At 58.9% G+C, this 23850-nt stretch carries 19 protein-coding genes and 1 pseudogene; 14 read left to right on the top strand and 6 right to left on the bottom strand.

The annotated features are described in order from the left end of the window. The first annotated feature begins 52 nt into the window (after positions 1 to 52). On the top strand, positions 53 to 649 hold the full coding sequence (gene ampD / locus D4100_RS23540) for a 1,6-anhydro-N-acetylmuramyl-L-alanine amidase AmpD (protein ID WP_006317633.1): 597 nt from the start codon (positions 53 to 55) through the stop codon (positions 647 to 649). Beyond that, positions 649 to 1503: a beta-lactamase regulator AmpE gene (ampE, locus tag D4100_RS23535; protein WP_119805370.1), complete on the top strand. Its 855-nt coding sequence runs from the start codon at positions 649 to 651 to the stop codon at positions 1501 to 1503. Before ampD ends, ampE begins: the two co-directional genes overlap by 1 nt. A 63-nt stretch (positions 1504 to 1566) precedes the next feature. On the opposite strand, the gene hemL is transcribed toward ampE, so the two are convergent. Continuing rightward, positions 1567 to 2856, bottom strand: coding sequence for a glutamate-1-semialdehyde 2,1-aminomutase (gene hemL, locus D4100_RS23530; protein WP_006317635.1), 1290 nt, complete (start codon positions 2854 to 2856; stop codon positions 1567 to 1569). 108 nt (positions 2857 to 2964) lie between these two features. On the opposite strand from hemL, the pseudogene D4100_RS23525 reads away from it, so the two are divergent. Both D4100_RS23525 and erpA read left to right on the top strand, forming a co-directional pair. Then, positions 2965 to 3213 (top strand): annotated as a pseudogene (locus tag D4100_RS23525) (chloride channel protein); the annotation flags it as partial. Positions 3214 to 3302: 89 nt separating this feature from the next. Then, entirely contained in the window at positions 3303 to 3647 is a 345-nt protein-coding gene (erpA, locus tag D4100_RS23520) for an iron-sulfur cluster insertion protein ErpA (protein ID WP_004950184.1), read from the top strand. 117 nt (positions 3648 to 3764) lie between these two features. Here the strand turns inward: erpA and D4100_RS23515 are convergent, their stop codons facing one another. Genes D4100_RS23515 through mtnN form a run of 3 tightly spaced genes read right to left on the bottom strand, consistent with a single transcriptional unit; the run spans position 3765 to position 5888 of the window. Beyond that, the gene (locus D4100_RS23515) at positions 3765 to 4379 is read right to left on the bottom strand and encodes a TRIC cation channel family protein (RefSeq protein ID WP_006317637.1); all 615 of its coding nucleotides are present in this window, start codon (positions 4377 to 4379) and stop codon (positions 3765 to 3767) included. Then, a complete protein-coding gene (gene btuF, locus D4100_RS23510; protein WP_006317638.1) occupies positions 4379 to 5185 on the bottom strand; it encodes a vitamin B12 ABC transporter substrate-binding protein BtuF in 807 nt (268 codons plus the stop codon). The genes D4100_RS23515 and btuF overlap by 1 nt, the downstream gene beginning before the upstream one ends. Before the next feature lies 1 nt (position 5186). Beyond that, on the bottom strand, positions 5187 to 5888 hold the full coding sequence (gene mtnN / locus D4100_RS23505; protein WP_006317639.1) for a 5'-methylthioadenosine/S-adenosylhomocysteine nucleosidase: 702 nt from the start codon (positions 5886 to 5888) through the stop codon (positions 5187 to 5189). A gap of 129 nt (positions 5889 to 6017) precedes the next feature. Between mtnN and dgt the strand changes: the two genes are divergently transcribed. From dgt to D4100_RS23490, 3 genes are all read left to right on the top strand, one after another. Next, positions 6018 to 7535, top strand: coding sequence for a dGTPase (gene dgt, locus D4100_RS23500; RefSeq protein ID WP_006317640.1), 1518 nt, complete (start codon positions 6018 to 6020; stop codon positions 7533 to 7535). 191 nt (positions 7536 to 7726) lie between these two features. Further along, on the top strand, positions 7727 to 9157 hold the full coding sequence (gene degP, locus D4100_RS23495; RefSeq protein ID WP_006317641.1) for a serine endoprotease DegP: 1431 nt from the start codon (positions 7727 to 7729) through the stop codon (positions 9155 to 9157). Between the two features lie 180 nt (positions 9158 to 9337). Beyond that, positions 9338 to 10495 (top strand): CdaR family transcriptional regulator, encoded by a 1158-nt coding sequence (locus tag D4100_RS23490; protein WP_006317642.1) that lies wholly within the window; start codon positions 9338 to 9340, stop codon positions 10493 to 10495. A gap of 1 nt (position 10496) precedes the next feature. Here the strand turns inward: D4100_RS23490 and garD are convergent, their stop codons facing one another. Next, positions 10497 to 12053, bottom strand: coding sequence for a galactarate dehydratase (garD, locus tag D4100_RS23485; protein ID WP_119805369.1), 1557 nt, complete (start codon positions 12051 to 12053; stop codon positions 10497 to 10499). A gap of 596 nt (positions 12054 to 12649) precedes the next feature. On the opposite strand from garD, the gene D4100_RS23480 reads away from it, so the two are divergent. From D4100_RS23480 to D4100_RS23455, 6 genes are all read left to right on the top strand, one after another. Next, a complete protein-coding gene (locus tag D4100_RS23480) occupies positions 12650 to 13996 on the top strand; it encodes an MFS transporter (protein WP_006317644.1) in 1347 nt (448 codons plus the stop codon). Positions 13997 to 14006: 10 nt separating this feature from the next. Continuing rightward, positions 14007 to 15344, top strand: a complete 1338-nt coding sequence (locus tag D4100_RS23475; RefSeq protein WP_119805368.1) for an enolase C-terminal domain-like protein — start codon at positions 14007 to 14009, stop codon at positions 15342 to 15344. A gap of 21 nt (positions 15345 to 15365) precedes the next feature. Next, positions 15366 to 16706 carry a glucarate dehydratase gene (gene gudD, locus D4100_RS23470; RefSeq protein ID WP_006317646.1) on the top strand — a complete coding sequence of 447 codons (1341 nt, stop codon included), beginning with the start codon at positions 15366 to 15368 and terminating at the stop codon, positions 16704 to 16706. Between the two features lie 43 nt (positions 16707 to 16749). Beyond that, entirely contained in the window at positions 16750 to 17520 is a 771-nt protein-coding gene (garL, locus tag D4100_RS23465) for a 2-dehydro-3-deoxyglucarate aldolase (RefSeq protein ID WP_006317647.1), read from the top strand. Beyond that, complete coding sequence (garR, locus tag D4100_RS23460; protein WP_276330841.1) at positions 17414 to 18433, top strand: 2-hydroxy-3-oxopropionate reductase; 1020 nt, start codon at positions 17414 to 17416, stop codon at positions 18431 to 18433. Before garL ends, garR begins: the two co-directional genes overlap by 107 nt. A gap of 101 nt (positions 18434 to 18534) precedes the next feature. Then, on the top strand, positions 18535 to 19674 hold the full coding sequence (locus D4100_RS23455; RefSeq protein ID WP_006317655.1) for a glycerate kinase: 1140 nt from the start codon (positions 18535 to 18537) through the stop codon (positions 19672 to 19674). Positions 19675 to 19703: 29 nt separating this feature from the next. Here the strand turns inward: D4100_RS23455 and barA are convergent, their stop codons facing one another. Further along, complete coding sequence (gene barA, locus D4100_RS23450; RefSeq protein ID WP_006317657.1) at positions 19704 to 22430, bottom strand: two-component sensor histidine kinase BarA; 2727 nt, start codon at positions 22428 to 22430, stop codon at positions 19704 to 19706. Between the two features lie 67 nt (positions 22431 to 22497). Here barA and rlmD point away from each other — a divergent pair, with 67 nt between their 5' ends. Then, entirely contained in the window at positions 22498 to 23847 is a 1350-nt protein-coding gene (gene rlmD, locus D4100_RS23445) for a 23S rRNA (uracil(1939)-C(5))-methyltransferase RlmD (RefSeq protein ID WP_119805366.1), read from the top strand. Positions 23848 to 23850: the final 3 nt, after the last annotated feature.

Here is a 23850-nt window from a genome sequence, read left to right as displayed (position 1 = left end):
GGGAACATGCTACTCTGTTGCCGTGATAAGTACCACCGCAGAGAGGTGTCCGATGCAGTTAGAATATGGCTGGATTGTGGGGGTGAAACGGGTTGTTTCGCCGCATTGCGATCTTCGCCCGAATGATGAAGCCCCTTCGCTGTTGGTGATCCACAATATCAGCCTGCCGCCCGGCGAGTTTGGCGGCCCCTATATCGATCGGTTGTTTACCGGCACGCTCGATCCCGCAGAACACCCTTATTTTTCCGGTATCCATCAGCTTCGGGTTTCGGCGCATTGTCTGATCCGCCGCGAGGGGGAAATCATTCAGTATGTGCCGTTCGACAAGCGCGCCTGGCACGCCGGCGTTTCCGAGTATCAGGGGCGCGAACGCTGCAACGATTTTTCGATTGGCATTGAACTGGAAGGTACCGACCAACTGCCGTTCACGCCACAGCAATATCAGAGCCTGAAAGCGGTGACCGCGCTGCTAATCAGGTATTATCCGATGTCGGCGGCGAGCATTACCGGGCACAGTGACATTGCCCCTGGCCGCAAAACCGATCCAGGCCCGGCGTTTGACTGGGGCTTTTATCTGGCATCTCTGGAACAACCCGACGAGCCCGATGGCGCTATGCTTGGGAAAATGGAAAGGGAGAGGAGTCGCTAATGACGCTGTTTACGCTGTTACTGGTTCTGGCGTGGGAACGTTTATTCAAGCTGGGGGAGCACTGGCAACTGGATCATCGCCTGGAAGTGGTCTTCCACCGGTTGCATCGAGTTTCGCTGGCGCAGACGCTGCTGCTGACCGTTGCCTGGATGGTGGTGGTGTGGGGCATTTTGTGGTTGGCTCACGGGCTGTTTTTTGGCGTGGTGACGCTGCTGCTGTGGATTATTATTGATCTGCTGTGTGTGGGCGCCGGTATCAAGCGCAAACACTATCGTGCCTATCTTAAGGCGGCGCGGCAGGGAGATGCCCATGCCAGCGAGCAGATGGCGGAGGAGCTGGCGCTGATCCACGGTTTGCCGGTGGATTGCAGCGAAGAGGTGCGCCTGCGCGAACTGCAAAATGCGCTGCTGTGGATTAACTTCCGCTATTATCTGGCGCCGCTGTTTTGGTTTGTGGTCTGTGGGCCATACGGGCCAATCGCGCTGGCGGGTTATGCTTTCCTGCGTGCTTATCAAACCTGGCTGGCGCGCCACAATACCCCGCTGGAGCGTTCGCAGTCCGGCATCGATCATCTGTTGCACTGGCTGGATTGGATCCCGGTGCGTCTGGCTGGCGTGGCCTACGCGCTGCTGGGGCACGGTGAAAAAGCCTTGCCGGCATGGTTTGCGTCGTTGGGCGATCGCCATACCTCGCAATATCAGGTACTGACTCGCCTGGCGCAGTTTTCTCTGGCGCGTGAGCCGCATAGGGACCCGGTGCAAACTCCGCGTGCGGCGGTCACTCTGGCGCGTAAGGTGACGATGATTATCGTGGTGGTTGTGGCGCTGTTGACGATTTACGGCACCTTGCTCTAAGGATAAAAATAAAAACGGGCGCTCGGTTCACACTGGCGCCCGTTTTTGTTTGGCTGCGAACTATTACAGTTTGGCGAAGCAGCGGCGTGCGGCATCGATGGTGCGTTGAATGTCTTCCTTGCTGTGCGCAACGGACATAAAGCCGGCTTCAAAGGCGGAAGGCGCCAGATAAACCCCCTCATCCAGCATCAGGTGGAAGAAGCGCTTAAAGCGTTCCACATCGCACTGCATCACGTCCTGGTAGCAGGTCACCGCCGGTGCATCGGTAAAGAACAGGCCGAACATGCCGCCGACATGGTTGACGACCAGCGCGACGTTTTCTTCTTTGGCTGCATCCAGCAGGCCTGCCGCCAGCATATCGGTCAATTCGGTCAGCGTCTGGTGGATACCGACCTGCGAAACCTCGGTCAGGCAGGCATAACCGGCCGCCATCGCAATCGGGTTACCGGACAGCGTCCCCGCCTGATAGACCGGGCCGGTTGGCGCCAATGCCGCCATCACTTCGCGACGGCCGCCGAACGCACCGACAGGCATGCCGCCGCCGATGATTTTGCCCAGGCAGGTAAGGTCGGGTTTCACATCGTAATAGGCCTGTGCCCCGGCCAGCGCGACGCGGAAGCCGGTCATCACTTCATCGATAATCAGCAGTGCGCCGTATTTGTCGCACAGCGTACGCAGGCCGGGCAGGAATTCCGGCAGCGGTGGCACACAGTTCATGTTGCCGGCGACCGGTTCGACGATGATGCAGGCGATCTCGGAAGGGTACTGCTCGAAAGCGGTACGGACCGACTCCAGATCGTTATAGGTGCAGGTCAGCGTGTGCTTGGCGAAATCGGCCGGCACGCCCGGCGAGTTCGGCTGGCCCAGAGTCAGCGCGCCGGAACCGGCTTTCACCAGCAGGCAGTCGGCATGGCCGTGGTAGCAGCCTTCGAACTTGATGATCTTATCGCGGTTGGTATAGCCGCGTGCCAGGCGGATGGCGCTCATGGTGGCTTCGGTGCCGGAATTCACCATCCGCACCATATCCATGGTTGGCACCAGTTCGGTCACCAACTCCGCCATTTTGACTTCCATCTCGGTGGGGGCGCCAAAACTCAGGCCGCGCTGTGCCGCTTCGATGACCGCGTTGCGGATCGCCGGGTGGTTGTGACCCAGCACCATTGGGCCCCAGGAACCGACGTAGTCGATATAGGCTTTGCCGTCGACGTCGAACAGGTAAGCCCCGTCCGCCCGCTCGATAAACAGCGGCACACCGCCAACGCCGCTGAATGCGCGCACCGGAGAGTTAACCCCACCTGGGATAACCTGTTGTGCCTGGGCATACAGACTTTCGGACTTGCTGTGTAAGCTCATAAATCGGCTCCTGGATTCTCTTTTGAATGATTCGACGGCGCTATTCTAGTGAAGTGTTCGCTGATATGAAACGATCACAGTCAGATACCTATTTTGGGATGGCACACCTTTGCCGCTACGTTGCCTGCACCCTTGACCGGGATCGTGCTGGTGTCGGAGATGACCGATAATTATCAGCTCATACTGCCAATGATCATTACCTGCCTTGGTGCTACGCTGGTGGCGCAGTTCCTCGGGGGTAAGCCGTTGTATTCGTCGATATTGGCCCGTACGTTGCAACGGCAGGAAGCGCTGCAGGCGCGTGAAGCGGCAGATAAAACAGGTAAAGAAAATACAACAAATGCGGTGAATACTTGAACGCAGCACTCAGGTATTGGATAATCAAAAACATTAATCAGGCTGCCATTGTAGCGGTCTGATGCAGAACAATGTTGGGAGTAAAGAGTATGAGTGATGAAACAGCACTGCCCCTGCAATTTACCGAGGCAGCAGCAAGCAAGGTTAAGGTCCTGATTGCTGACGAAGAAAATCCGAATCTGAAGTTGCGGGTTTACATTACCGGTGGCGGCTGCAGCGGATTCCAGTACGGCTTCACTTTTGACGACAAGGTCAACGACGGTGATATGACCATCGAGAAGCAGGGCGTTGCGCTGGTGGTTGACCCAATGAGCCTGCAATATCTGGTAGGCGGTTCGGTCGATTATACCGAAGGGCTGGAGGGTTCACGTTTCGTGGTGACCAACCCTAACGCCAAAACCACCTGCGGCTGCGGTTCTTCGTTCAGCGTCTGATCCCGCCGGCAGCAGCATAAAACCCGCCAACCTTACCGGTTTGCGGGTTTTTTTATGCCTGCCATTTTACTCTGGCCCGAGCCGGATCCGCTTGGTTTCGATTTCGGCCGGCAATCGCTACTGTTCGAGGATAAACGCCGGCAGTTTCAGGTGCCAGCGGATGGCCGCCAGCCGGATCGCCAGCGTGATGCCCATGCCAAGCATCATCGCCTGCTGCAACGGCATACCTAAGGTGGCGAATGCGGTAACGTGCACGATGCCGCCGACAATACAGGCGGTGGCATAAATCTCGGTTCGCAGGATCATCGGAATTTCCCGTGCCAGCACGTCACGGATAATGCCGCCGCCAACCCCGGTAATGACACCCATGCAGACCGCCACCAGCGGGCCGGTATCGGCGGCGAAGGCTTTATTGACGCCGATGCCGACGAACACCGCCAGCCCGACGGCATCCAGCACCGGCAGGATCCATTTCGGCAGGCGTCGCGGCTGGCGTACCAGCAGCAGCGTCAGCACGCAGGTGATCATCGCCACCACCAGATCGGTCGGGTCTTTCACCCAAAATACCGGGCCATTGGCCAGCGCCATATCGCGGATGGTGCCGCCGCCGACCGCAGTGACCACGCCGAGTACCAACACGCCGAACGGATCCATGCGCAGCTTGCCGGCCAGCAATACGCCGGAGATGGCGAAAACTGCGGTGCCGAGAATATCCAGCCAAAACACCAGCATTAATGTGTCTCCGCCAGTTGGCTGCACAGCTGCTGCGCGGCCAGCATGATACGTGGGCCAGCGCGGTTGAACCAGTCGCCGTTCAATGCAATCACCGGCACTTGCAGCTGTGGCGCCCAAAAGGCCTTCACGCTGGCAATCTCTTTTGCGTCGCCGGTAATCACTACGGCCTGAGGTTGGCGAGCCAGCACCTGCTCACGGCTGATTTGCGGCCATGGCATGCGGCTGTCGGCAAAGATATTCTCCGCTCCGCACAGCGACAGCACCTGGCTTTGCAGGGTAGCGCCGGAGCTGGTGAACAGCGGCTGGGTGCCAAACTGCAACAAGACCCGGCGCGGCTGGTTGTGCGGGTATTTTGCTTTCAGCGCGGCGATCTGTTGGCGCATGGTGCCCGCCGCCTGGTGCGCCTGCTCCGGATGTGGGCTGTATTTGGCCAGATCATCCAGCGACTGGGCGATGTCATCGAGCGTGGTGGCATCCGCATAAAAAATCGGGATGCCGAAGGCGGCGAGCTGATCCAGCACCCGCTGCGGATTGCCGCCGCGCCAGGCGAGGATCAGATCCGGCTTCAGCGCCAGCACCCGCTCCAGGTTGATCCCCTGCCAGGAAGCCACCTGTTCCAGCTTCTTGGCCGCCGGCGGGTAATCGGAAAAGGCACTGACTGCCAGCAGGGTATCGCCCATGCCGGCGGCATAGGCAAGCTCGGTGGCATTGGGTGCCAGGCTGATCACGCGTTGAGCGGCGCTGGCAGGCAGAGCGGCCCAGAGCGCGAGCAGCCACAGCAGGGCTGAAAAGCGGGGTTTCACATCAACCGCGCTTGGCCAGGGTTTGCAGCATCGCGTTGACCATCAGCGTTGATTGCTGGGCGGCCACCACAAGGAACTCGTCAAAGCTCATGTGCGATTCACTGTCGGCGACGTCAGAGATGGCGCGCACCACCACAAACGGCGTGCCGAACAGGTGGCAAACGTGGCCGACGGCGGCGGCTTCCATTTCAACCGCGGCAACGGTCGGGAAGGTGGTGCGGATGCGCTCCAGCGGTTCTGCGCCGTTAATGAAGGCGTCACCGCTGCAGATCAGGCCGCGCACCGCGTTAAGATCCAACTGCCTGATGCAGCTTTCCGCCAGCGCAATCAGTGCTTCGTCCGCCACGAAGGCCGCCGGGCAACCGGCCATCTGGCCTGGCTCGTAACCAAAGGCGGTGACGTCGGCATCGTGATAGCGCACTTCTTCGGACACCACGATATCACCCACTTTCAGCGTGGCGGCCAGGCCACCGGCGGAACCGGTATTGATCACCAGATCCGGCTTGCAGTGTTCCAGCAGCAGGGTGGTGCCCATTGCCGCAGAAACTTTACCGATACCGGATTTCAGCAACGCCACGTCAACGCCACCGATCTGGCCGGTATAGATTTCACAACCCGCGCGTTGAATGGTTTGACGGTTTTCAATTTGTTCGCGCAGCAGGGTAACTTCCTGCTCCATGGCGCCGATGATGCCTACTTTCATAAATAACACTCGCTGATTGGGTGTGGGAATTGCGCCATAGTCTATCATGGCTCTCATAGAGAGATAATCCGTTGCATATGCCGTCGGGAATTGTTATCACGGGGGCTGGGCGCAACGGGGGAGAAACAGATGTCCGGGATCGACTTTAAGCAAAAAATCAGCTTCCAGCGGCCTTTCAGTAAGCCTATCGAGGCTGAGGAAGAATATGACATCGTGCGGCAGTTTGAGAGCGATCGCGGGCGTATCGTCAATTCAGCCGCCATTCGCCGTCTGCAGCAAAAAACCCAGGTGTTCCCGCTGGAGCGCAACGCCGCGGTGCGTAGCCGCCTGACGCACTCGATGGAGGTGCAGCAGGTCGGGCGGCACATTGCCAAAGAGATCCTCAACCGTTTCAAACAGGAACGGCGGATCGACGCGCTCGGCCTGACCAAACTGCTCGATCCTTTTGAAAGCATAGTTGAGATGTCCTGCCTGATGCATGACATCGGCAACCCGCCGTTTGGGCATTTCGGCGAGTCGGCGATTAACGACTGGTTTTCCCAGCGGCTCGATCCCGCCAGCTGCGGGAGCGAGCCCGCCAGCAACGATCGTTGCCAGATCGGCGTGCTGCGCCTGCACGAAGGCGAAGGCGATCTCAACCGCCTGCGCAGCCGCATCCGCCACGATCTCAGCCATTTCGAGGGCAATGCCCAGGCGATTCGGCTGGTGCATACGTTACTGAAGCTCAACCTGACCTATGCGCAGGTGGGCTGCATTCTGAAATATACCCGTCCGGCATACTGGGCGAGCGAGATCCCCGCCAGCCACAGCTACCTGATGAAAAAACCGGGCTTTTATCTGGCGGAAGAGGCATTTGTCGATCGCTTGCGGCGCGAGCTGAATATGGGCGAGTTCGATCGCTTCCCGCTGACTTATATCATGGAGGCGGCTGACGATATTTCTTACTGCGTCGCCGATCTGGAAGACGCGGTGGAAAAAAACATTTTCACCGTTGAACAACTTTATCAGCATTTAACCCAGGAATGGGGCGAGGTATCGCCGGGCGATTTGTTTGATAAAACCGTGGCCAGCGCTTTTCGCAAGATCGACCGCGGCGGCGCGCGGCGCAGCAGCGAAGATCAGTTCTTCATGTATTTGCGGGTGTTCACCGTGGCGCGGCTGGTGCCGCATGCGGCGCAGCGTTTTATTGATAATCTGGATGCGGTTTATCGGGGCAACTTTAATCAGGCGTTGCTGGAAGACTCCAGCCCGGCGTACCAACTGCTGAAGATTTTCAAGAATGTGGCCTTCAAGCACGTGTTCAACCACCCCGAAGTGGAGCAGCTTGAGCTGCAGGGCTACCGGGTGATCAGTGGTTTGCTGGATATCTACAGCCCCTTGCTGGCGATGTCGCTGGCGGATTTTACCCGGCTGGTGCAGGAAGACAGCCATCGCGCTTACCCGATCGAAACGCGGCTGTTCCACAAGCTTTCCACCAAACATCGGTTGGCGTATGTCGAAGCGATTGAAGGGTTGCAGCACCTGTCGCCGGAGCAACTGGCGATCCGGGAATACTATTTTCGCGCACGTTTGCTGCAAGATTATATCAGCGGCATGACCGATCTTTATGCCTACGACGAATATAGAAAATTAATGGCAGCTGAATAATTAATTCAGTTAATAAATATTATTTGAACGCTTGCGTTGCAGGTTACAGTGAATATTTCGAGTTTTGTAAAGACGGACAATATTTGTTTACTATTACCAATAACCTGCGCCGGAACTTCGGGCTATTAATAAGCTCTGACTATCCACAAAGAACGCAATACTTTCTGAACGACTTTATAAGAGACACACAGATGAAAAAAACCGCATTAGTTCTTAGCGCCCTGGCTTTCAGTATTGGTATGGCAATGGGCCCGATGACGGCCGGCGCCGCAGAAACCGCCTCTTCAAGCACTCAACAACTGCCAAGCCTGGCGCCGATGCTGGAAAAAGTGATGCCCTCCGTGGTGAGCATTAACGTTGAAGGCAGCACCACCGTCAACGCGCAGAAGATGCCGCCGCAGTTCCAGCAGTTCTTCGGCGAAGATTCACCTTTCTGCCAGGACGGTTCGCCGTTCCAGGCTTCGCCGATGTGTCAAGGCGGCGGGCCGGGCGCACCTGGCCAGGGCACCCAGGAAAAATTCCAGGCTCTGGGCGCCGGTGTGGTGATTGACGCCGCCAAAGGCTATGTGGTGACCAATAACCACGTGGTGGATAACGCCAGTAAAATTCAGGTGCAACTGAGCGACGGCCGCAAGTTCGACGCCAAGGTGATAGGCAAGGATCCGCGTTCCGATATCGCGCTGATCCAACTGAAAGATTTTAAAAACCTGACGGCAATCAAGATGGCGGATTCCGAGCAACTGCGCGTCGGCGATTACACCGTGGCGATCGGCAACCCGTACGGATTAGGCGAGACCGCGACTTCCGGCATCGTTTCCGCGTTGGGCCGCAGCGGGTTGAATATCGAAAACTACGAGAACTTTATCCAGACCGATGCGGCGATTAACCGCGGTAACTCCGGTGGCGCGCTGGTTAACCTGAACGGTGAACTGATCGGCATTAACACCGCGATCCTGGCGCCGGACGGCGGCAACATCGGCATCGGTTTCGCCATCCCGAGCAACATGGTGAAAAACCTGACGGCGCAAATGGTTGAGTTCGGCCAGGTGAAACGTGGCGAGCTGGGCATTATGGGCACCGAGTTGAACTCCGAACTGGCGAAAGCGATGAAGGTGGACGCCCAGCGCGGTGCCTTTGTCAGCCAGGTAATGCCGAAATCCTCCGCCGCCAAGGCGGGCATCAAGGCCGGTGACGTTATCGTCACCATGAACGGTAAAGCCATCTCCAGCTTTGCCTCGTTCCGTGCGGAAATCGGCACGCTGCCGGTCGGCAGCAAAATGTCGCTGGGTATCATCCGCGATGGCAAACCGGTAACCGTGGACGTCACGCTGGAGCAAAGCGCCCAGACTCAGGTTGAATCCGGCAATATCTACACCGGTATTGAAGGGGCCGAGCTGAGCAATGCCCAGGTCGGCAGCCAGAAAGGCGTGAAGGTGGATAACGTCAAAGCCGGCAGTGCCGCTGCGCGTATCGGCCTGAAAAAAGGCGATATTATCCTCGGGGTTAACCAGCAGCCTATCCAGAACCTGGGCGAACTGCGCAAAATTCTCGACAGCAAGCCGTCGGTGCTGGCGTTGAACATCCAACGCGGCGATACCCAGCTGTATCTGTTGATGCAGTAATTTCTTCCCGGTCTCCGCTCTCCAGGCACGCCACGGCGTGCCTTTTTTACGTCGTGAAAACTGTGAACCTCGCCGCAACTTCAGCAATGGTCACCAAGCTTTGTGCAACTGCACAATGTGCCTGAGGATCGCCGTCGGTATGCTGAAGAATTGGCACCTTTCCGGGCAGGAGAAGACGGCATGTCGGAATACCATCTCGATGGCAAGCTGGCGCAAGAGATCGTTGCGCGCACCATGCAAATCATCGACAGCAATGTCAATGTGATGGATGCGCGCGGCAAGATTATCGGCAGCGGCGATCGTGAGCGGGTGGGGGAACTGCACGAAGGTGCGCTGCTGGTGCTGTCACAGGCGCGGGTGGTGGATATTGACGAAGCGGTGGCGCGTCACCTGCATGGCGTGCGGCCCGGCGTTAATCTGCCGCTGCGCATTGACGGGCGCATCGTCGGGGTCATCGGCCTGACCGGTAACCCTGGCCAACTGCGGCAGTATGGCGAGCTGGTTTGCATGACCGCCGAAATGATGCTGGAGCAGGCTCGGCTGCTGCATATGCTGGCGCAGGACAGCCGGCTGCGGGAGGAGTTGGTGCTGAACCTGATCCGTACCGACGAACTTACTCCGGCGCTGATGGAGTGGGCGCAGCGGCTGGGGATCGATCCCAACCAGCCACGGGTCGCGGCGGTGGTGGAGGTGGACAGCGGCCAGCTTGGCGTTGACAGCGCAATGGCCGAACTGCAGCAATTGCAGACGCTGCTGACCATGCCGGAGCGCGACAACCTGATCGCCATCGTTTCGTTGAGTGAAATGGTGGTGCTGAAACCTGCGCTCAATGGCCATGGGCGATGGGATGCGGAAGATCACCGGCGACGGGTGGATAATCTGTTGTCGAGGATGAATGAGAGCAGCCGACTGCGGGTGCGCATCGCGCTCGGCAATTACTTCACCGGGCCGGGCAGCATCGCCCGTTCCTATCGCACCGCGCGCACCACCATGATGGTCGGCAAGCAGCGGATGGGGGAGCAACGCACTTATTACTATCAGGATCTGATGTTGCCGGTATTGCTGGATAGCCTGCGCGGCGGCTGGCAGGCGGATGAGCTGGCCCGCCCGCTGATGAAGCTCAAGGCGATGGACGGCAACGGCCTGCTGCGCCGCACGCTGGCTGCCTGGTTTCTGCATAACGTACAACCGACCGTCACCGCCAAGGCACTGTATATTCACCGTAATACGCTGGAATACCGGCTCAACCGCATTGCTGAACTGACCGGGTTGAACCTCGCCAGTTTTGACGATCGCCTGCTGCTGTATATCGGGCTGCAACTGGATGCTGATGCCTGATCTAGGTCACCGGCGCCGGATTAAATACCGCCAGCGCGTTATGCAGCCCCCATTGATCCGACCAGGTTTTCTTGCGCCCGCTGGCGATATCCAGAATCAGTTCAAACAGCTGCCAGCCCACCTGTTCAATAGTGGCTTCGCCGGTGGCGATAGTACCGGCGTTGATGTCCATTAAATCGTACCAGCGATCCGCCAGTGCGCTGCGGGTCGCCATTTTAATCACCGGCACCGCCGTCAGGCCGTAGGGCGTACCGCGTCCGGTGGTGAACACCTGGATAGTGATGCCGGAGGCCAGTTGCTGGGTGCCGCAGACAAAGTCGCTGGCGGGCGTGGCGGCGTAGATCAGGCCGCGCTTGGTGGGGCGCTGGCCGGGGGACAGTACCTCTACAATAGCGCTGGTACCTGATTTGGCGATCGACCCCAATGCTTTTTCCACCACGTTGGCCAACCCGCCTTTTTTATTGCCGGGAGACGGATTGGCGCTGCGATCGCTTTGCCCGGCCTCGAGATAGGCATCGTACCAGGCCATCTCCTCCAGCAAGCGCTTGCCAACCTGTTCATCCGCCACTCTCGGCGTCAGCAGATGCACCGCATCGCGCACTTCAGTGACTTCAGAGAACATCACCGTCGCGCCGCAGCGCACCAGCAGATCGGAAGCGAAACCCACCGCCGGGTTGGCCGTCACGCCGGAAAACGCATCGCTGCCGCCGCACTGCATGCCGACCACCAATTCTGAGGCTGCGCAGCTTTCGCGCTGGCGGCGATTCAGGCGTTGGAGGTGGCGCTCGGCGAGCGTCAGGATGTCGTCAACCATCGATCTGAACCCCCGATGCTTCTCGTCTTGCAAACGGACAATCTGGCTCTCGTCGAGCGAGATCGCCTGCACGTCCGGTGTGCCTTGCAACAGGCGCTCCGGCTGCAGTTTTTCGCAGCCCAGGCCGACCACCATCACCTCGCCGCCAAAATTGGGATTCAGCGCCAGATTATGGATAGTGCGGATCGGCACCACCGCCGCCGGCGCGTTGATCGCCACTCCGCAACCGTAAAGATGGTTGAGGCCGACCACGCCATCCACATTGGGGTAGCGCGGCAGCAGATCGCGTTCAATGATTTTCACCACGTAGTCAACCACGCCGGCGACACATTGCACGCTGGTGGTAATGCCGAGCAAGTTTTTGGTGCCGACGCTGCCGTCGGCGTTGCGGTAGCCCTCGAAGCGGTAACCCTCGAGTGGCGGCAGCGGGGCGGGAACCTTATTGGCCAGTGGCAGGCACTGCAGCTCGGGGGCCTCCGGCAGTGATACCAGCGATTCATCGATCCAGCAGCCGCGCAAAATGGCACGTTGCGCATGACCGATGATCTCGCCGTAGCGGACAATCTCGCCGCCGGCGGCAATGTTTTTCAGCGCTACCTTGTGCCCCTGCGGTACATGTTCCAGTAATTGCAGCCCGCAGGAAAATAATGCGCCTTTCGGCAAGCCGCGATCGTTTACCACGATGGCGACGTTATCCGAGTCGTGAACCTTAATATAAAGCGGCGTCTCGTTTATATCGGACATGCTTATTATCCTGAGTCGATTTATTTTGGGTTGGCTGTAGGTAATAACCGGCACGGTTGCTCATTAAGCAGTATATGTGCGGTACGGCCGAGGGGCATTATGCAAATGACCGGGATTAGCGGGTATTCGGCATGGATTATTTGGCATCGGACCAGTCTGCTGTGAGGCGGCTCACGGATACCCCTTCACCTCCAGGTGGCGGCCGGGTTGCAGATTGAAAGCCAGAGGGCAGGAAAGCTTCGTGGGCGGCGTTTCGTGAGCCAGTCGCCACTGCATTGGGCAAATGCCATAAATTACCCGTGATATCCCCGTAATCCTTGTTGTATTGCCTGATGAGATATGAATTTACGGCGCATATACTTTTCTGCGTAGTGAAATTCATTGGATTTAAATATTGCCGCTGGCGTATTAACCGCACCGCTCATTGTTGGCGCAATCTAATTTAATCGATTTCGTTCTGAGATATTTACATGCCCGTTGTATTTCAATTGCATGGGATGTGCGAATGGGCCGATTGGCGGCCAATTGAAATCCATAGGGGATATATCTGTGGTTCAGGATGAATATAGCAAGCCGCTATCATTCAGGAGAACACAATGTCTACCATCAGCTCCGCAACGAGTTCGATTAAAAGAACCCATGCGCGTTACTGGATCGTGGTGATGCTGTTTATCGTTACCTCGTTCAACTACGGCGATCGCGCTACTCTGTCGATCGCCGGCTCGTCGATGGCCAAGGATATCGGTCTGGATCCCGTTGGGATGGGCTATATCTTCTCTGCTTTCTCATGGGCTTACGTAATCGGCCAGATCCCCGGCGGCTGGTTGCTCGACCGCTTCGGGTCGAAGCGCGTCTATTTCTGGAGCATCTTTATTTGGTCGCTGTTCACCCTGTTGCAGGGGTTCGTGGATATCTTCAGCGGTTTTGGCATCGTGGTGGCGCTGTTCGCCCTGCGTTTCCTGGTGGGGCTGGCGGAGGCGCCGTCCTTCCCCGGCAACAGCCGCATTGTCGCCGCCTGGTTTCCGGCGCACGAGCGCGGCACGGCGGTGTCGATCTTTAACTCGGCGCAATACTTCGCCACGGTGATCTTCGCGCCGATCATGGGCTGGCTGACTCACGCTGTGGGCTGGTCACACGTGTTCTTCTTTATGGGCGGGCTTGGCATCGTGCTCAGCTTCATCTGGCTGAAAGTGCTGCACAATCCCAAGGAGCATCCCGGCGTAAACCAGGCTGAGCTGGACTATATCGAGGCCGGCGGCGGTTTGATCAACATGGATCAACCGCGGTCGCAGCAGGTAAAAGTGAAAGGCGAGAAGTGGCACCAGATCAAACAGCTGCTGCAGTCGCGCATGATGGTCGGGGTGTATATCGGCCAATACTGCATTAACGCACTGACCTATTTTTTCATCACCTGGTTCCCGGTCTATCTGGTGCAGGCGCGCGGCATGTCGATCCTTAAGGCCGGGATGGTGGCTTCGGTGCCGGCCATCTGCGGTTTTGTCGGCGGCGTGCTCGGCGGCGTGATCTCCGACTACCTGATGCGCCGCACGCAGTCACTGACCTTCGCCCGCAAGGCGCCGATTGTGCTGGGCATGCTGTTGTCGATGTCGATGGTGTTCTGCAACTACGTCGACACCGAATGGATGGTGGTCGGCATTATGGCGCTGGCGTTCTTCGGCAAAGGGGTGGGGGCGCTCGGCTGGGCGGTCATGGCGGATACCGCGCCAAAAGAGATCAGTGGCCTGAGCGGCGGGCTGTTCAATATGTTCGGCAACGTTTCCGGCATCGTCACGCCGATCGCTATCGGCTACATCATCGGCACCACGGGATCCTTTAACGGCGCGTTGGTGTATGTGGGTATCCACGCCCTGCTGGCGGTGGCGAGCTACCTGTTCATTGTCGGTGAAATCAAACGCATCGAATTGAAACCGTTGCACGGGTGAGGAAATCAACATGATCAACACGCAAAGCACGCCGGTGATCACCGAGATGCGCGTGATCCCGGTGGCCGGGTACGACAGCATGCTGCTGAATATCGGTGGCGCGCACGGGGCCTGTTTCACCCGCAACGTGGTGGTGCTGACCGACAGCGCCGGGCATACCGGCGTCGGGGAGGCGCCGGGCGGCGAAGTGATTTATCGCACGCTGATGGAGGTTATTCCCCGGGTCATCGGCCAGCAGGTGGCGCGCATGAACCGGTTGATGCACGACATTCACAGCGGCAATCAGGAAGCCGATTTTAACGCCTTCGGCCGGGGGGCCTGGACCTTTGAGTTGCGGGTGAACGCGGTGGCGGCTTTGGAGGCCGCGCTGCTCGATCTGCTCGGCCAGTTCCTCGGCGTGCCGGTGGCGGAACTGCTCGGGCCCGGCAAGCAGCGTGAGGAGGTGGCGGTGCTTGGCTACCTGTTTTATATCGGCGACGCCGGGAAAACGGATTTGCCCTATCAACCCGCTCAACGCGGCCGGCACCCCTGGTACCAACTGCGACATCAGCAGGCAATGGACACGCCGGCGATCGTCGAACTGGCCGCAGCAGCCAGGGATCGTTACGGCTTCCGGGATTTCAAGCTGAAAGGCGGTGTGTTGCCGGGCGAACAGGAAATTGACGCGGTGTGCGCTCTGGCGAAGCATTTCCCGGATGCCCGCATTACCGTCGATCCCAATGGTGCCTGGCTGCTCGACGAGGCTATCGCCTTGTGCAAGGGCATGCAGGGCATTCTTAGCTATGCCGAGGATCCTTGCGGTGCCGAACAGGGGTTCTCCGGTCGTGAAGTGATGGCGGAGTTCCGCCGCGCCACCGGCTTGCCGGTCGCCACTAACATGATCGCCACCAACTGGCGCGAGATGTGTCATGCGGTGATGCTGCAAGCGGTGGATATCCCCCTGGCGGATCCGCATTTCTGGACCCTGCACGGCGCGGTGCGGGTAGCCCAGTTGTGCAACGACTGGGGGCTGACCTGGGGTTGCCATTCCAATAATCACTTCGATATCTCGCTGGCGATGTTTACCCATGTCGCCGCCGCCGCACCCGGTAATCCCACCGCCATCGACACCCATTGGATCTGGCAGGAAGGCCAGCATCTGACGAAAAACCCGCTGCAGATCGTCAACGGCCGCATTGCCGTGCCGGATCGACCGGGGCTGGGCGTTGATCTGGATTGGGCCGCATTGGAACAGGCGCATCGGTTGCACCAGCAGCTTCCGTCAGGCGCGCGCAACGACGCTGTTGCCATGCAGTACCTGGTTCCCGGCTGGCAGTTCGATGCCAAACGCCCGGCCTTTGGCCGCTGATTTTTCTTAAAGGATAACCTTATGACTTCACTCAGTTCCGCAGCCAAAATAACCGCCATGCAGATCGTGCCGGTCGCCGGCCATGACAGCATGCTGCTAAATCTGAGCGGCGCCCATGCGCCGTTTTTTACGCGTAATATCGTGATCCTGCAGGATAATGCCGGCCACACCGGCGTGGGCGAAGTGCCGGGCGGCGAGAAAATTCGCCACACGCTGGAAGAGGCCCGGTCGTTGGTGGTGGGTAAAACCCTGGGGGAATACAAAAACGTGATGGCGGCGGTACGCAGCCGCTTTGCCGAGCGTGATGCCGGTGGGCGCGGCCTGCAAACCTTCGATCTGCGCACCACCATTCACGTGGTGACCGGCATTGAAGCGGCGATGCTGGATTTGCTCGGACAGTTTCTCGACGTGCCGGTGGCGGCGCTGCTCGGAGACGGCCAGCAGCGTGACTCGGTGGAAATGCTCGGCTATCTGTTCTACCTCGGTGACCGCAACAAGACGCCGCTGGCGTATCGCAGCCAACTGGATGAGCGCTGCGACTGGTACCGACTGCGGCATGAAGAGGCGCTGACGCCGGCGAGTGTGGTGCGGCTGGCAGAGGCGGCCTATGAAAAATACGGTTTCAACGATTTCAAGCTCAAGGGCGGGGTGCTGGCCGGGGAAGAGGAAGCTGAGGCTGTGACCGCGCTGGCCGAGCGTTTTCCGCAGGCACGCATTACCCTTGATCCCAACGGTGCCTGGTCGCTGGACGAAGCGGTTTCCCTTGGCAGGCAACTGCGCAACGTGCTGGCTTATGCAGAAGATCCCTGCGGCGCCGAGCAAGGGTTCTCCGGCCGTGAGGTGATGGCGGAGTTTCGCCGCGCCACCGGCCTGCCGACCGCCACCAACATGATCGCTACCGACTGGCGGCAGATGGGCCATACGCTGCAATTGCAGTCGGTGGACATTCCGCTGGCGGACCCGCATTTTTGGACAATGCAAGGCTCGGTGAGGGTGGCGCAGATGTGCCACGAGTTCGGGCTGACCTGGGGTTCCCACTCCAATAATCACTTTGATATTTCGCTGGCGATGTTTACCCATGTCGCCGCCGCTGCGCCGGGCAACATCACCGCTATCGACACCCATTGGATCTGGCAGGAGGGTGATCAGCGCCTGACCCGCGAACCTTTGCAGATTGTCGGCGGCCGCATTGAGGTGCCGAAGAAACCGGGGCTGGGCATAGAGCTGGATCGCGATCGGTTGATGAAGGCCCATGAGCTGTACAAGGCCAACGGACTGGGTGCCCGAGACGATGCTCAGGGCATGCAGTATCTGGTGCCGGACTGGGTCTTTGATCCCAAGCGCCCGTGCCTGGTGCGTTAACGTCCCGGTGCATAACATTTCAATCTTAACCCAAGGAAACGCCATGAAGACTAGCCTTCTCCCCAACCGCTTCCGCCAGTCCCTGTTGCAGGGCGAAACCCTGATTGGCTGCTGGTCGGCGCTGGGCAACCCGATATCTACCGAGGTGCTGGGGCTGGCCGGTTTCGACTGGCTGGTGCTGGACGGCGAGCATGCGCCTAACGACATTACCACTTTCGTGCCGCAACTGATGGCGCTGAAAGACAGCGACAGCGCGGCGGTGGTGCGGCCGCCGTGCAACGAACCGGTGATTATCAAGCGCCTGCTGGATATCGGTTTTTACAACTTCCTGATCCCCTTTGTGGAAAACGCGGAACAGGCACGGCTGGCGGTAGCTTCCACCCGTTATCCGCCGGCGGGCATTCGCGGCGTATCGGTCTCTCATCGCAGCAACGGTTACGGCACGGTGGCGGATTATTTCACCACCATCAACGACAACATCAGCGTGCTGGTCCAGATAGAAAACCAGGCCGGGGTGGATAACCTGAATGAGATTGCCGCCGTGGACGGCGTTGACGGTATCTTTGTCGGCCCAAGCGATTTATCGGCGGCGCTGGGCTACCTCGGCCAGCCCAATCACCCGCAGGTACAGGCGGCGATCCGCCATATCTTTGATTGCGCCAAGGCGCACGGCAAACCGAGCGGCATACTGGCGCCGGCGGAGGCCGATGCGCGCCGCTACCTGGAGTGGGGGGCCACGTTTGTCGCGGTGGGGAGCGATCTTGGGGTGTTCCGCGCGGCCACCCAGGCGCTGTGCGATCGGTTTAAAAAATAACGTTCAACTTTGTAAAGAGGTTAACCGCATGAAAATTGGATTTATTGGCCTGGGTATCATGGGTAAACCCATGAGTAAAAATCTGCTGAAAGCCGGTTATTCGCTGGTGGTGCTCAATCATCATCCTCAGACCACCGCCGAGCTGGTTGCGCTGGGCGCCACCGCCGCCGAGACGCCGAAAGCGGTGGCGGCACAAAGCGATATCCTGATCACCATGCTGCCGAATTCGCCGCAGGTGCAAGAGGTTGCATTGGGCAAGGACGGCATTATCGAAGGCGCCAGACCGGGCAGCGTGCTTGTCGACATGAGTTCGATTGCGCCGCTTGCCAGCCGTGAAATCAGCGCCGCGCTGGCGGAAAAACAGATTGCCATGCTGGACGCGCCGGTCAGCGGCGGTGAACCGAAGGCCATCGATGCGACCTTGTCGGTCATGGTCGGCGGCGACAAGGCGGTATTTGAGCGCTGCCTGCCGGTCATGAAGGCGATGGCCGGCTCGGTCGTGCACACCGGGGAGATCGGGGCCGGCAATGTCACCAAGCTGGCGAATCAGGTGATTGTGGCGCTGAACATCGCCGCGATGTCCGAAGCTCTGGTGCTGGCAACCAAGGCGGGCGTCAACCCGGATCTGGTCTATCAGGCCATTCGCGGCGGGCTGGCCGGCAGCACGGTGCTGGACGCCAAAGCGCCGATGGTGATGGATCGTAATTTTAAGCCGGGCTTTCGCATTGAACTGCATATCAAGGATTTGGCCAACGCGCTGGATACCTCGCACGGCGTCGGCGCACAGCTGCCGCTCACCGCCGCAGTCATGGAAATGATGCAGGCGCTGCAAGCCGATGGGCTGGGGGCGGCGGATCACAGTGCGCTGGCCTGCTATTATGAGAAATTAGCCAAGGCGGAAGTGAGCCGATAAGGGGCCGTCTGGTCAGGTGAACAGGCTCAGCCTCTGCCGAGGGTGCCAATGCGCCGGTTGGCGAATCAAAGGACGAGTGCAGTCGAGGAAACGGACCGTATATGAAAATAGTGATCGCGCCGGACTCATACAAAGAAAGCCTGTCGGCACTGGAAGTGGCGACCCAGATTGAAGCGGGCTTTCGCGAGATATTTCCTGATGCCGAGTACATCAAACTGCCGGTAGCCGACGGCGGGGAAGGTACGGTGGAGGCGATGGTTGCCGCTACCGGCGGGCGTAAAGTGGATGTCGAAGTCACCGGGCCGCTGGGCGCAAAGGTGCAGGCCTTTTTCGGCCTGTCCGGCGATGAGCAGAGCGCCTTTATCGAGATGGCCGCCGCCAGCGGATTGGAACTGGTGCCGGGGCGGCAACGTAACCCGCTGAACACCACCTCTTATGGCACCGGCGAACTGATCCGCTCGGCGCTGGATCACGGCGTAAAACATTGCATTATCGGCATTGGCGGCAGCGCCACCAACGACGGCGGCGCCGGCATGGTGCAGGCGCTGGGGGCGAGGCTGCTGGATAAAAACGGTGATGACATTGGCTTTGGCGGTGCGCAGCTGGAACACCTTGTCGCCATCGACCTCAGCGAGCTGGATGCACGCATTGGCCAGTGCAAGTTTGAGGTAGCTTGTGATGTCACTAACCCGTTAACCGGCAAAGAGGGCGCTTCGGCGATTTTCGGCCCGCAGAAAGGGGCTACGCCGCAAATGGTGGCGCAGCTTGATCGCTGCCTGCTGCACTATGCGCAGGTGATCGCGCAGGATATGGCGATTGAGGTGGGCGGGGTGCCCGGTGCGGGTGCGGCCGGCGGCATGGGGGCGGCGCTGTTGGCGTTCTGCCATGCCGACCTGCGTCAGGGGATTGAGATCGTCACCGAAGCGTTGGGGCTGGACGCGTTGGTGCGCGACGCGACGCTGGTGATCACCGGCGAAGGGCGCATCGACAGTCAGAGTATCAACGGCAAGGTACCTATCGGCGTGGCGCGCGTCGCCAAACGCTACAACAAGCCGGTGATCGGCATTGCCGGCAGCCTGACGGCCGACGTCGGGGTGGTGCATCAGCACGGGCTGGATGCGGTGTTCAGCGTGCTGTACAGCATCTGCACGCTCGAGGAAGCGCTGGAGAATGCCGCCGACAACGTGCGCATGACCGCTCGCAATATTGCGGCGACCATCAGGCTGTCGCAGCAGATATAGGTTGCGCCAATCCTGCTGAGGGGCAACCCTCAGCTTGTCGCTGGGCGATCGCTCTCCAGATGGCTGCGGGCCGCCTGGCTCACCAGCTCGATTTCATCCAGCAGTTCCAGCCATTCCGGTTCCAGCTCCTCGTTGCCGACGCCCTTGCGCAACTGCTGTTCAAGATAGAAGCACAGCTGCTTCAGGCGCGGCACGCCACTGTAGCTGCAGCTGCCGTGCAATTTATGGATCAAATCGAGAATGCTGTCGTCTGGGGTGCCGTCCAGCACCGCCTGCACCCGTTCGCTGACTTGCGGCAGGAAGTCGAGCAGCATCTGCAGCAGATCGCGCGCCAAATCCTGTTTGTTCGCCGCCTGGCGCAGCGCCAGCGGCCAGTCTAACGACAGTAACGGCTCGGCGGCCGGTTCGCCGCTGTAATAACGGGCCAGCACGCGGGTAAGCATAGCTTCGTCAATCGGCTTGGCCAGATAATCATCCATTCCCGCTTGCAGCAAATGCTCGCGCTCGCCGCTCACCGCATGGGCGGTAACCGCGACGATCGGCGTAGAGTTGTGGTGCGGCAGTTGGCGGATCAGTTCGCTGGTGCGGATACCGTCGATATTCGGCATTTGAATATCCATCAGGATCAAATCCAGCACGTTATCGCGCGCCAGCGCCAGCGCCTCTTCCCCGCTTTCGCACAGCAGGGTCTTTTCCACCTGCTCGGCCAACAGGGTGCCTATCAGCTTCAGGTTGGCCGGGTTGTCGTCGACCGCCATCACCGTTAGCGGCAGGCGTTTGCGTTCCGGCGCAGCGAGCAGGCGCAATGGAGTTTCCATGCGCAGCAGCGGGAACAGACGGTTGCTGGTGATCGGTTTGATCAGGCAGCCAATAGCGCCCTGTTGCTTAAGCTGTTCGGCGTTGATCTGCGACTGGCAGGGCAGCGCCAGAATCACCCGACCGGCGATATCCAGCGCCGCTTTCAGCTTGCTTTCGTGCTGTGTCAGGTTATCGCGGAACGGGATCGGCACCCCTACCAGCAGGAAGTCGTAATTCTTTTTCGGTAACTGAGCCAGCGTAGGCGAATGGGTGATCACCAGCGAGGTCACGCTCAGCATGTTGAGCGTGGCTTCCGCCGCCATCGGGTTGGCCTCGATATACCCCAGCGTCTTGCCGCGCAGGTCCGGCAGGCTTGGCGGCAGCGACAGCATGCCTTCGTGCAACTCAAGCGTGATATGGAACCAGAAGGTCGAACCGCGGTTCAACTGGCTGTGGAAGCAGATATCGCCGCCCATCTCTTTCACCAGTTTTTGGGTGATCACCAGCCCCAGGCCGGTGCCGCCGTGGCGGCGTGAAATGCTGGCGTCCGCCTGACGGAACGCCTGGAACAGCTGCGACTGCTGCCGTTCGGAGATGCCGATGCCAGTGTCGTGGATTTGCACTTCAAGCTCGACCTGGTGATCTTGCAGGTCACGTAACTCGACGCGGATATCGATGTTGCCGGTTTCGGTAAATTTGATCGCGTTGCCCAGCAGATTGGTGATGATCTGTTGCAGCCGCAACGAGTCGCCGATCACTTGCTCCGGCACGTCGTTATGCACGTCCAGCGTCAGTTCCAGCCCTTTCTCGTGGGCGCTGGGCGCCAACAACACAATCACTTCGTCCAGCGTTTCACGCAGCGAGAACGGAATGTGTTCCAGCACCAGCTTGCCGGCTTCCAGCTTGGAGAAGTCCAGCACGTCGTTGATGATGGTCAACAGGTTGTTGGCCGAGCGTTCGATGGTTTGCAGATAATCGGTTTGGGTGACGCTCATCTCGGTTTTCAGCATCTGCCGCGTAAAGCCAATCACGCCGTTGAGCGGGGTACGCAGCTCATGCGACATGTTCGCCAGAAACTCGGATTTGATGCGCGCGGCTTCCTGAGCGCGTTTTTTCGCCAGATCCAGCTCGACGTTCTGGATCTCCATCTGCTCCAGCGTTTCACGCAGGTCTGAGGTAGCCTGATCGATATTCTGTTGCATCTCCTCGTGATAGGCGGTCAACGACATCGCCATCGAGTTGATGCCGTTCTTCAACATATGCAGTTCGCCGAGCATAAAGCCTTCGACGCGGCTGTCGAGCTGGCCGCGGCGAATGCGGTCGACGGTGTTCACCATATTGCGGATCGGGCCGGTAACGTCGCGCATCAGACGGTAAGCGAACAGGATGGCGATGCACATGCACAGCAACAGCAGCAGGGTGGAGATAAACACCTCTTTATACTGCTGCAACCGTACCGACTGCAGATCCAGTTCGATCGCCACATAACCCAGATTATTGTCCTGCGGAATCGGGTCGGTGGCATTTTGATCCGGGTACTGGCTTTCCGACAGGATCGGCGTGCGCAGGATCAATGAATTGCCGCGCCGCGTCAGCATCAGATCGGTGGGCATTGGCACACCTTTCGGCAGCTGCAACTGGGCAAAGTTGTGATGATAATTGGAGGTGACAAACAGATTATTCTGCGCATCGAACACCGTAATTGAACGCACAATATCTGAATGACGACGGTGCAACAGGCTGACCAACTGCCTGACCGACTCGCGGCTGCGGAATGTCATGCCGTACTCGCTGGCCACCGCCAGGGGTTCGATAATACTGGCACCGGCGTCAACCAACTGTTCTTGCAGCTCATTGTAACGGTGCACCACGAAGAAGGTGCTGAGCAGCAGACCAATCAACAGCGTTGGGGCCAGAATCAGGATCATCATGCGCGCACGCAAGCTGTATTTGGTCATGGGATTCCAATGTGGGAGAATTGCCGGACACTCACTACTTTAATGAACCAGCACTCAATCGACAAATATGGCGCAATTCTACTCTCCCAAACGCCGCGTGACGACCCGGCAAAGCCTACAAATATTCACCGTAACGGTGAGCGACCTCGATCCCTTTGGCCAGGGCGTGGCGCGCCACAACGGCAAAGCGGTGTTTGTGCCGGGAGTGTTGCCGGGCGAGCAGGCGGAAATCCAACTGACGGAAGAAAAAAGCAAGTTTGCCAAAGGCCGGTTGAAACGCCTGTTGAGCCGCAGCCCGCAACGTGTGGAGCCGCGTTGCCCGCACTTTGGCGTTTGCGGTGGTTGCCAGCAGCAGCATGCGGATGAAAGTCTGCAACAGCAAAGCAAATCTGCCGCACTGGTGCGCATGATCGCCCGCGAAACCGGCATTACGCCACAGCAGGAGCCGGTGATCGCCGGCCCGCAATACGGATACCGTCGCCGCGCCCGTCTGGGGTTGATGTGGCAACCCAAACAGCAACAATTGGTGATGGGGTTTCGCCAGGCGGCTTCCAGCGATCTGGTGCCGGTGACGCAGTGCCCGGTCCTTCATCCCGAGCTGGAACATTTGCTGACGCCGCTGCGCGCCTGCCTGAATGGGCTACACGCCGCCCGGCGTCTGGGGCATGCCGAGCTGGTGCAGGCGGACAATGGCCCGGTGTTGGTTTTGCGGCATCTGGACGCGTTGAAAGATGACGATCGCCAGGCATTGCAGGCCTTTGCGCAGCAAAAAAACGTAACTATTTATTTGGCGCCGGACAGCGACAGGGTCGAAAAACTGTGCGGCGAAACGCCGTATTATCAGGTCGACGGGCTACGCTTAGACTTCAGCCCGCGCGACTTTATTCAGGTCAATGACACAGTAAATCAACAAATGGTGGCGCAGGCCCTTGAATGGCTCGACATTCAGCCCAATGATCGGGTATTGGATCTGTTCTGCGGCATGGGCAATTTTACCCTGCCGCTGGCGCGACGCGCCGCTGCGGTGGTGGGGATAGAAGGTGTTGCCACGCTGGTAGCGAATGGGCAATATAATGCACATAAGAATAAACTGAATAATGCCGCCTTCTTCCATGAAAATCTGGAAGACGACGTTGAGCGGCAACCTTGGGCAGCACAAGGATTTGATAAAGTGATGCTGGATCCTGCCCGTGCGGGCGCGGCCGGCGTGATGTCACATATTGTAAAACTGGCGCCAGAGCGGGTGGTTTACGTTTCTTGTAACCCCACCACGCTGGCACGCGACAGCAAAATATTGCTGGATGCCGGTTATCGTCTTGCACGTGTGCGGATGTTGGATATGTTTCCGCATACGGGGCATCTTGAGTCAATGGCGCTGTTTATTAACGACAACACGCCTGGGGTCGCTGCAAAGTAGGGA

The sequence above is a fragment of the Serratia inhibens genome (assembly GCF_003591175.1).
Taxonomy (GTDB): Bacteria; Pseudomonadota; Gammaproteobacteria; order Enterobacterales; family Enterobacteriaceae; genus Serratia; species Serratia inhibens.
The sequence above is the reverse complement of the archived record's forward strand: the minus strand, read 5'-3'. Positions and strand labels throughout refer to the sequence as shown.

What these genes read in the sequence shown, in the direction of transcription:
- ampD (WP_006317633.1), top strand. Translation starts at nt 53, where the DNA reads ATGCAGTTAGAATATGGCTGGATTGTGGGGGTGAAACGGGTTGTTTCG.
- ampE (WP_119805370.1), top strand. Translation starts at nt 649, where the DNA reads ATGACGCTGTTTACGCTGTTACTGGTTCTGGCGTGGGAACGTTTATTC.
- hemL (WP_006317635.1), bottom strand. Translation starts at nt 2,856, where the DNA reads ATGAGCTTACACAGCAAGTCCGAAAGTCTGTATGCCCAGGCACAACAG.
- erpA (WP_004950184.1), top strand. Translation starts at nt 3,303, where the DNA reads ATGAGTGATGAAACAGCACTGCCCCTGCAATTTACCGAGGCAGCAGCA.
- D4100_RS23515 (WP_006317637.1), bottom strand. Translation starts at nt 4,379, where the DNA reads ATGCTGGTGTTTTGGCTGGATATTCTCGGCACCGCAGTTTTCGCCATC.
- mtnN (WP_006317639.1), bottom strand. Translation starts at nt 5,888, where the DNA reads ATGAAAGTAGGCATCATCGGCGCCATGGAGCAGGAAGTTACCCTGCTG.
- dgt (WP_006317640.1), top strand. Translation starts at nt 6,018, where the DNA reads ATGTCCGGGATCGACTTTAAGCAAAAAATCAGCTTCCAGCGGCCTTTC.
- degP (WP_006317641.1), top strand. Translation starts at nt 7,727, where the DNA reads ATGAAAAAAACCGCATTAGTTCTTAGCGCCCTGGCTTTCAGTATTGGT.
- D4100_RS23490 (WP_006317642.1), top strand. Translation starts at nt 9,338, where the DNA reads ATGTCGGAATACCATCTCGATGGCAAGCTGGCGCAAGAGATCGTTGCG.
- garD (WP_119805369.1), bottom strand. Translation starts at nt 12,053, where the DNA reads ATGTCCGATATAAACGAGACGCCGCTTTATATTAAGGTTCACGACTCG.
- D4100_RS23480 (WP_006317644.1), top strand. Translation starts at nt 12,650, where the DNA reads ATGTCTACCATCAGCTCCGCAACGAGTTCGATTAAAAGAACCCATGCG.
- D4100_RS23475 (WP_119805368.1), top strand. Translation starts at nt 14,007, where the DNA reads ATGATCAACACGCAAAGCACGCCGGTGATCACCGAGATGCGCGTGATC.
- gudD (WP_006317646.1), top strand. Translation starts at nt 15,366, where the DNA reads ATGACTTCACTCAGTTCCGCAGCCAAAATAACCGCCATGCAGATCGTG.
- garL (WP_006317647.1), top strand. Translation starts at nt 16,750, where the DNA reads ATGAAGACTAGCCTTCTCCCCAACCGCTTCCGCCAGTCCCTGTTGCAG.
- garR (WP_276330841.1), top strand. Translation starts at nt 17,414, where the DNA reads ATGCGCGCCGCTACCTGGAGTGGGGGGCCACGTTTGTCGCGGTGGGGA.
- D4100_RS23455 (WP_006317655.1), top strand. Translation starts at nt 18,535, where the DNA reads ATGAAAATAGTGATCGCGCCGGACTCATACAAAGAAAGCCTGTCGGCA.
- barA (WP_006317657.1), bottom strand. Translation starts at nt 22,430, where the DNA reads ATGACCAAATACAGCTTGCGTGCGCGCATGATGATCCTGATTCTGGCC.
- rlmD (WP_119805366.1), top strand. Translation starts at nt 22,498, where the DNA reads ATGGCGCAATTCTACTCTCCCAAACGCCGCGTGACGACCCGGCAAAGC.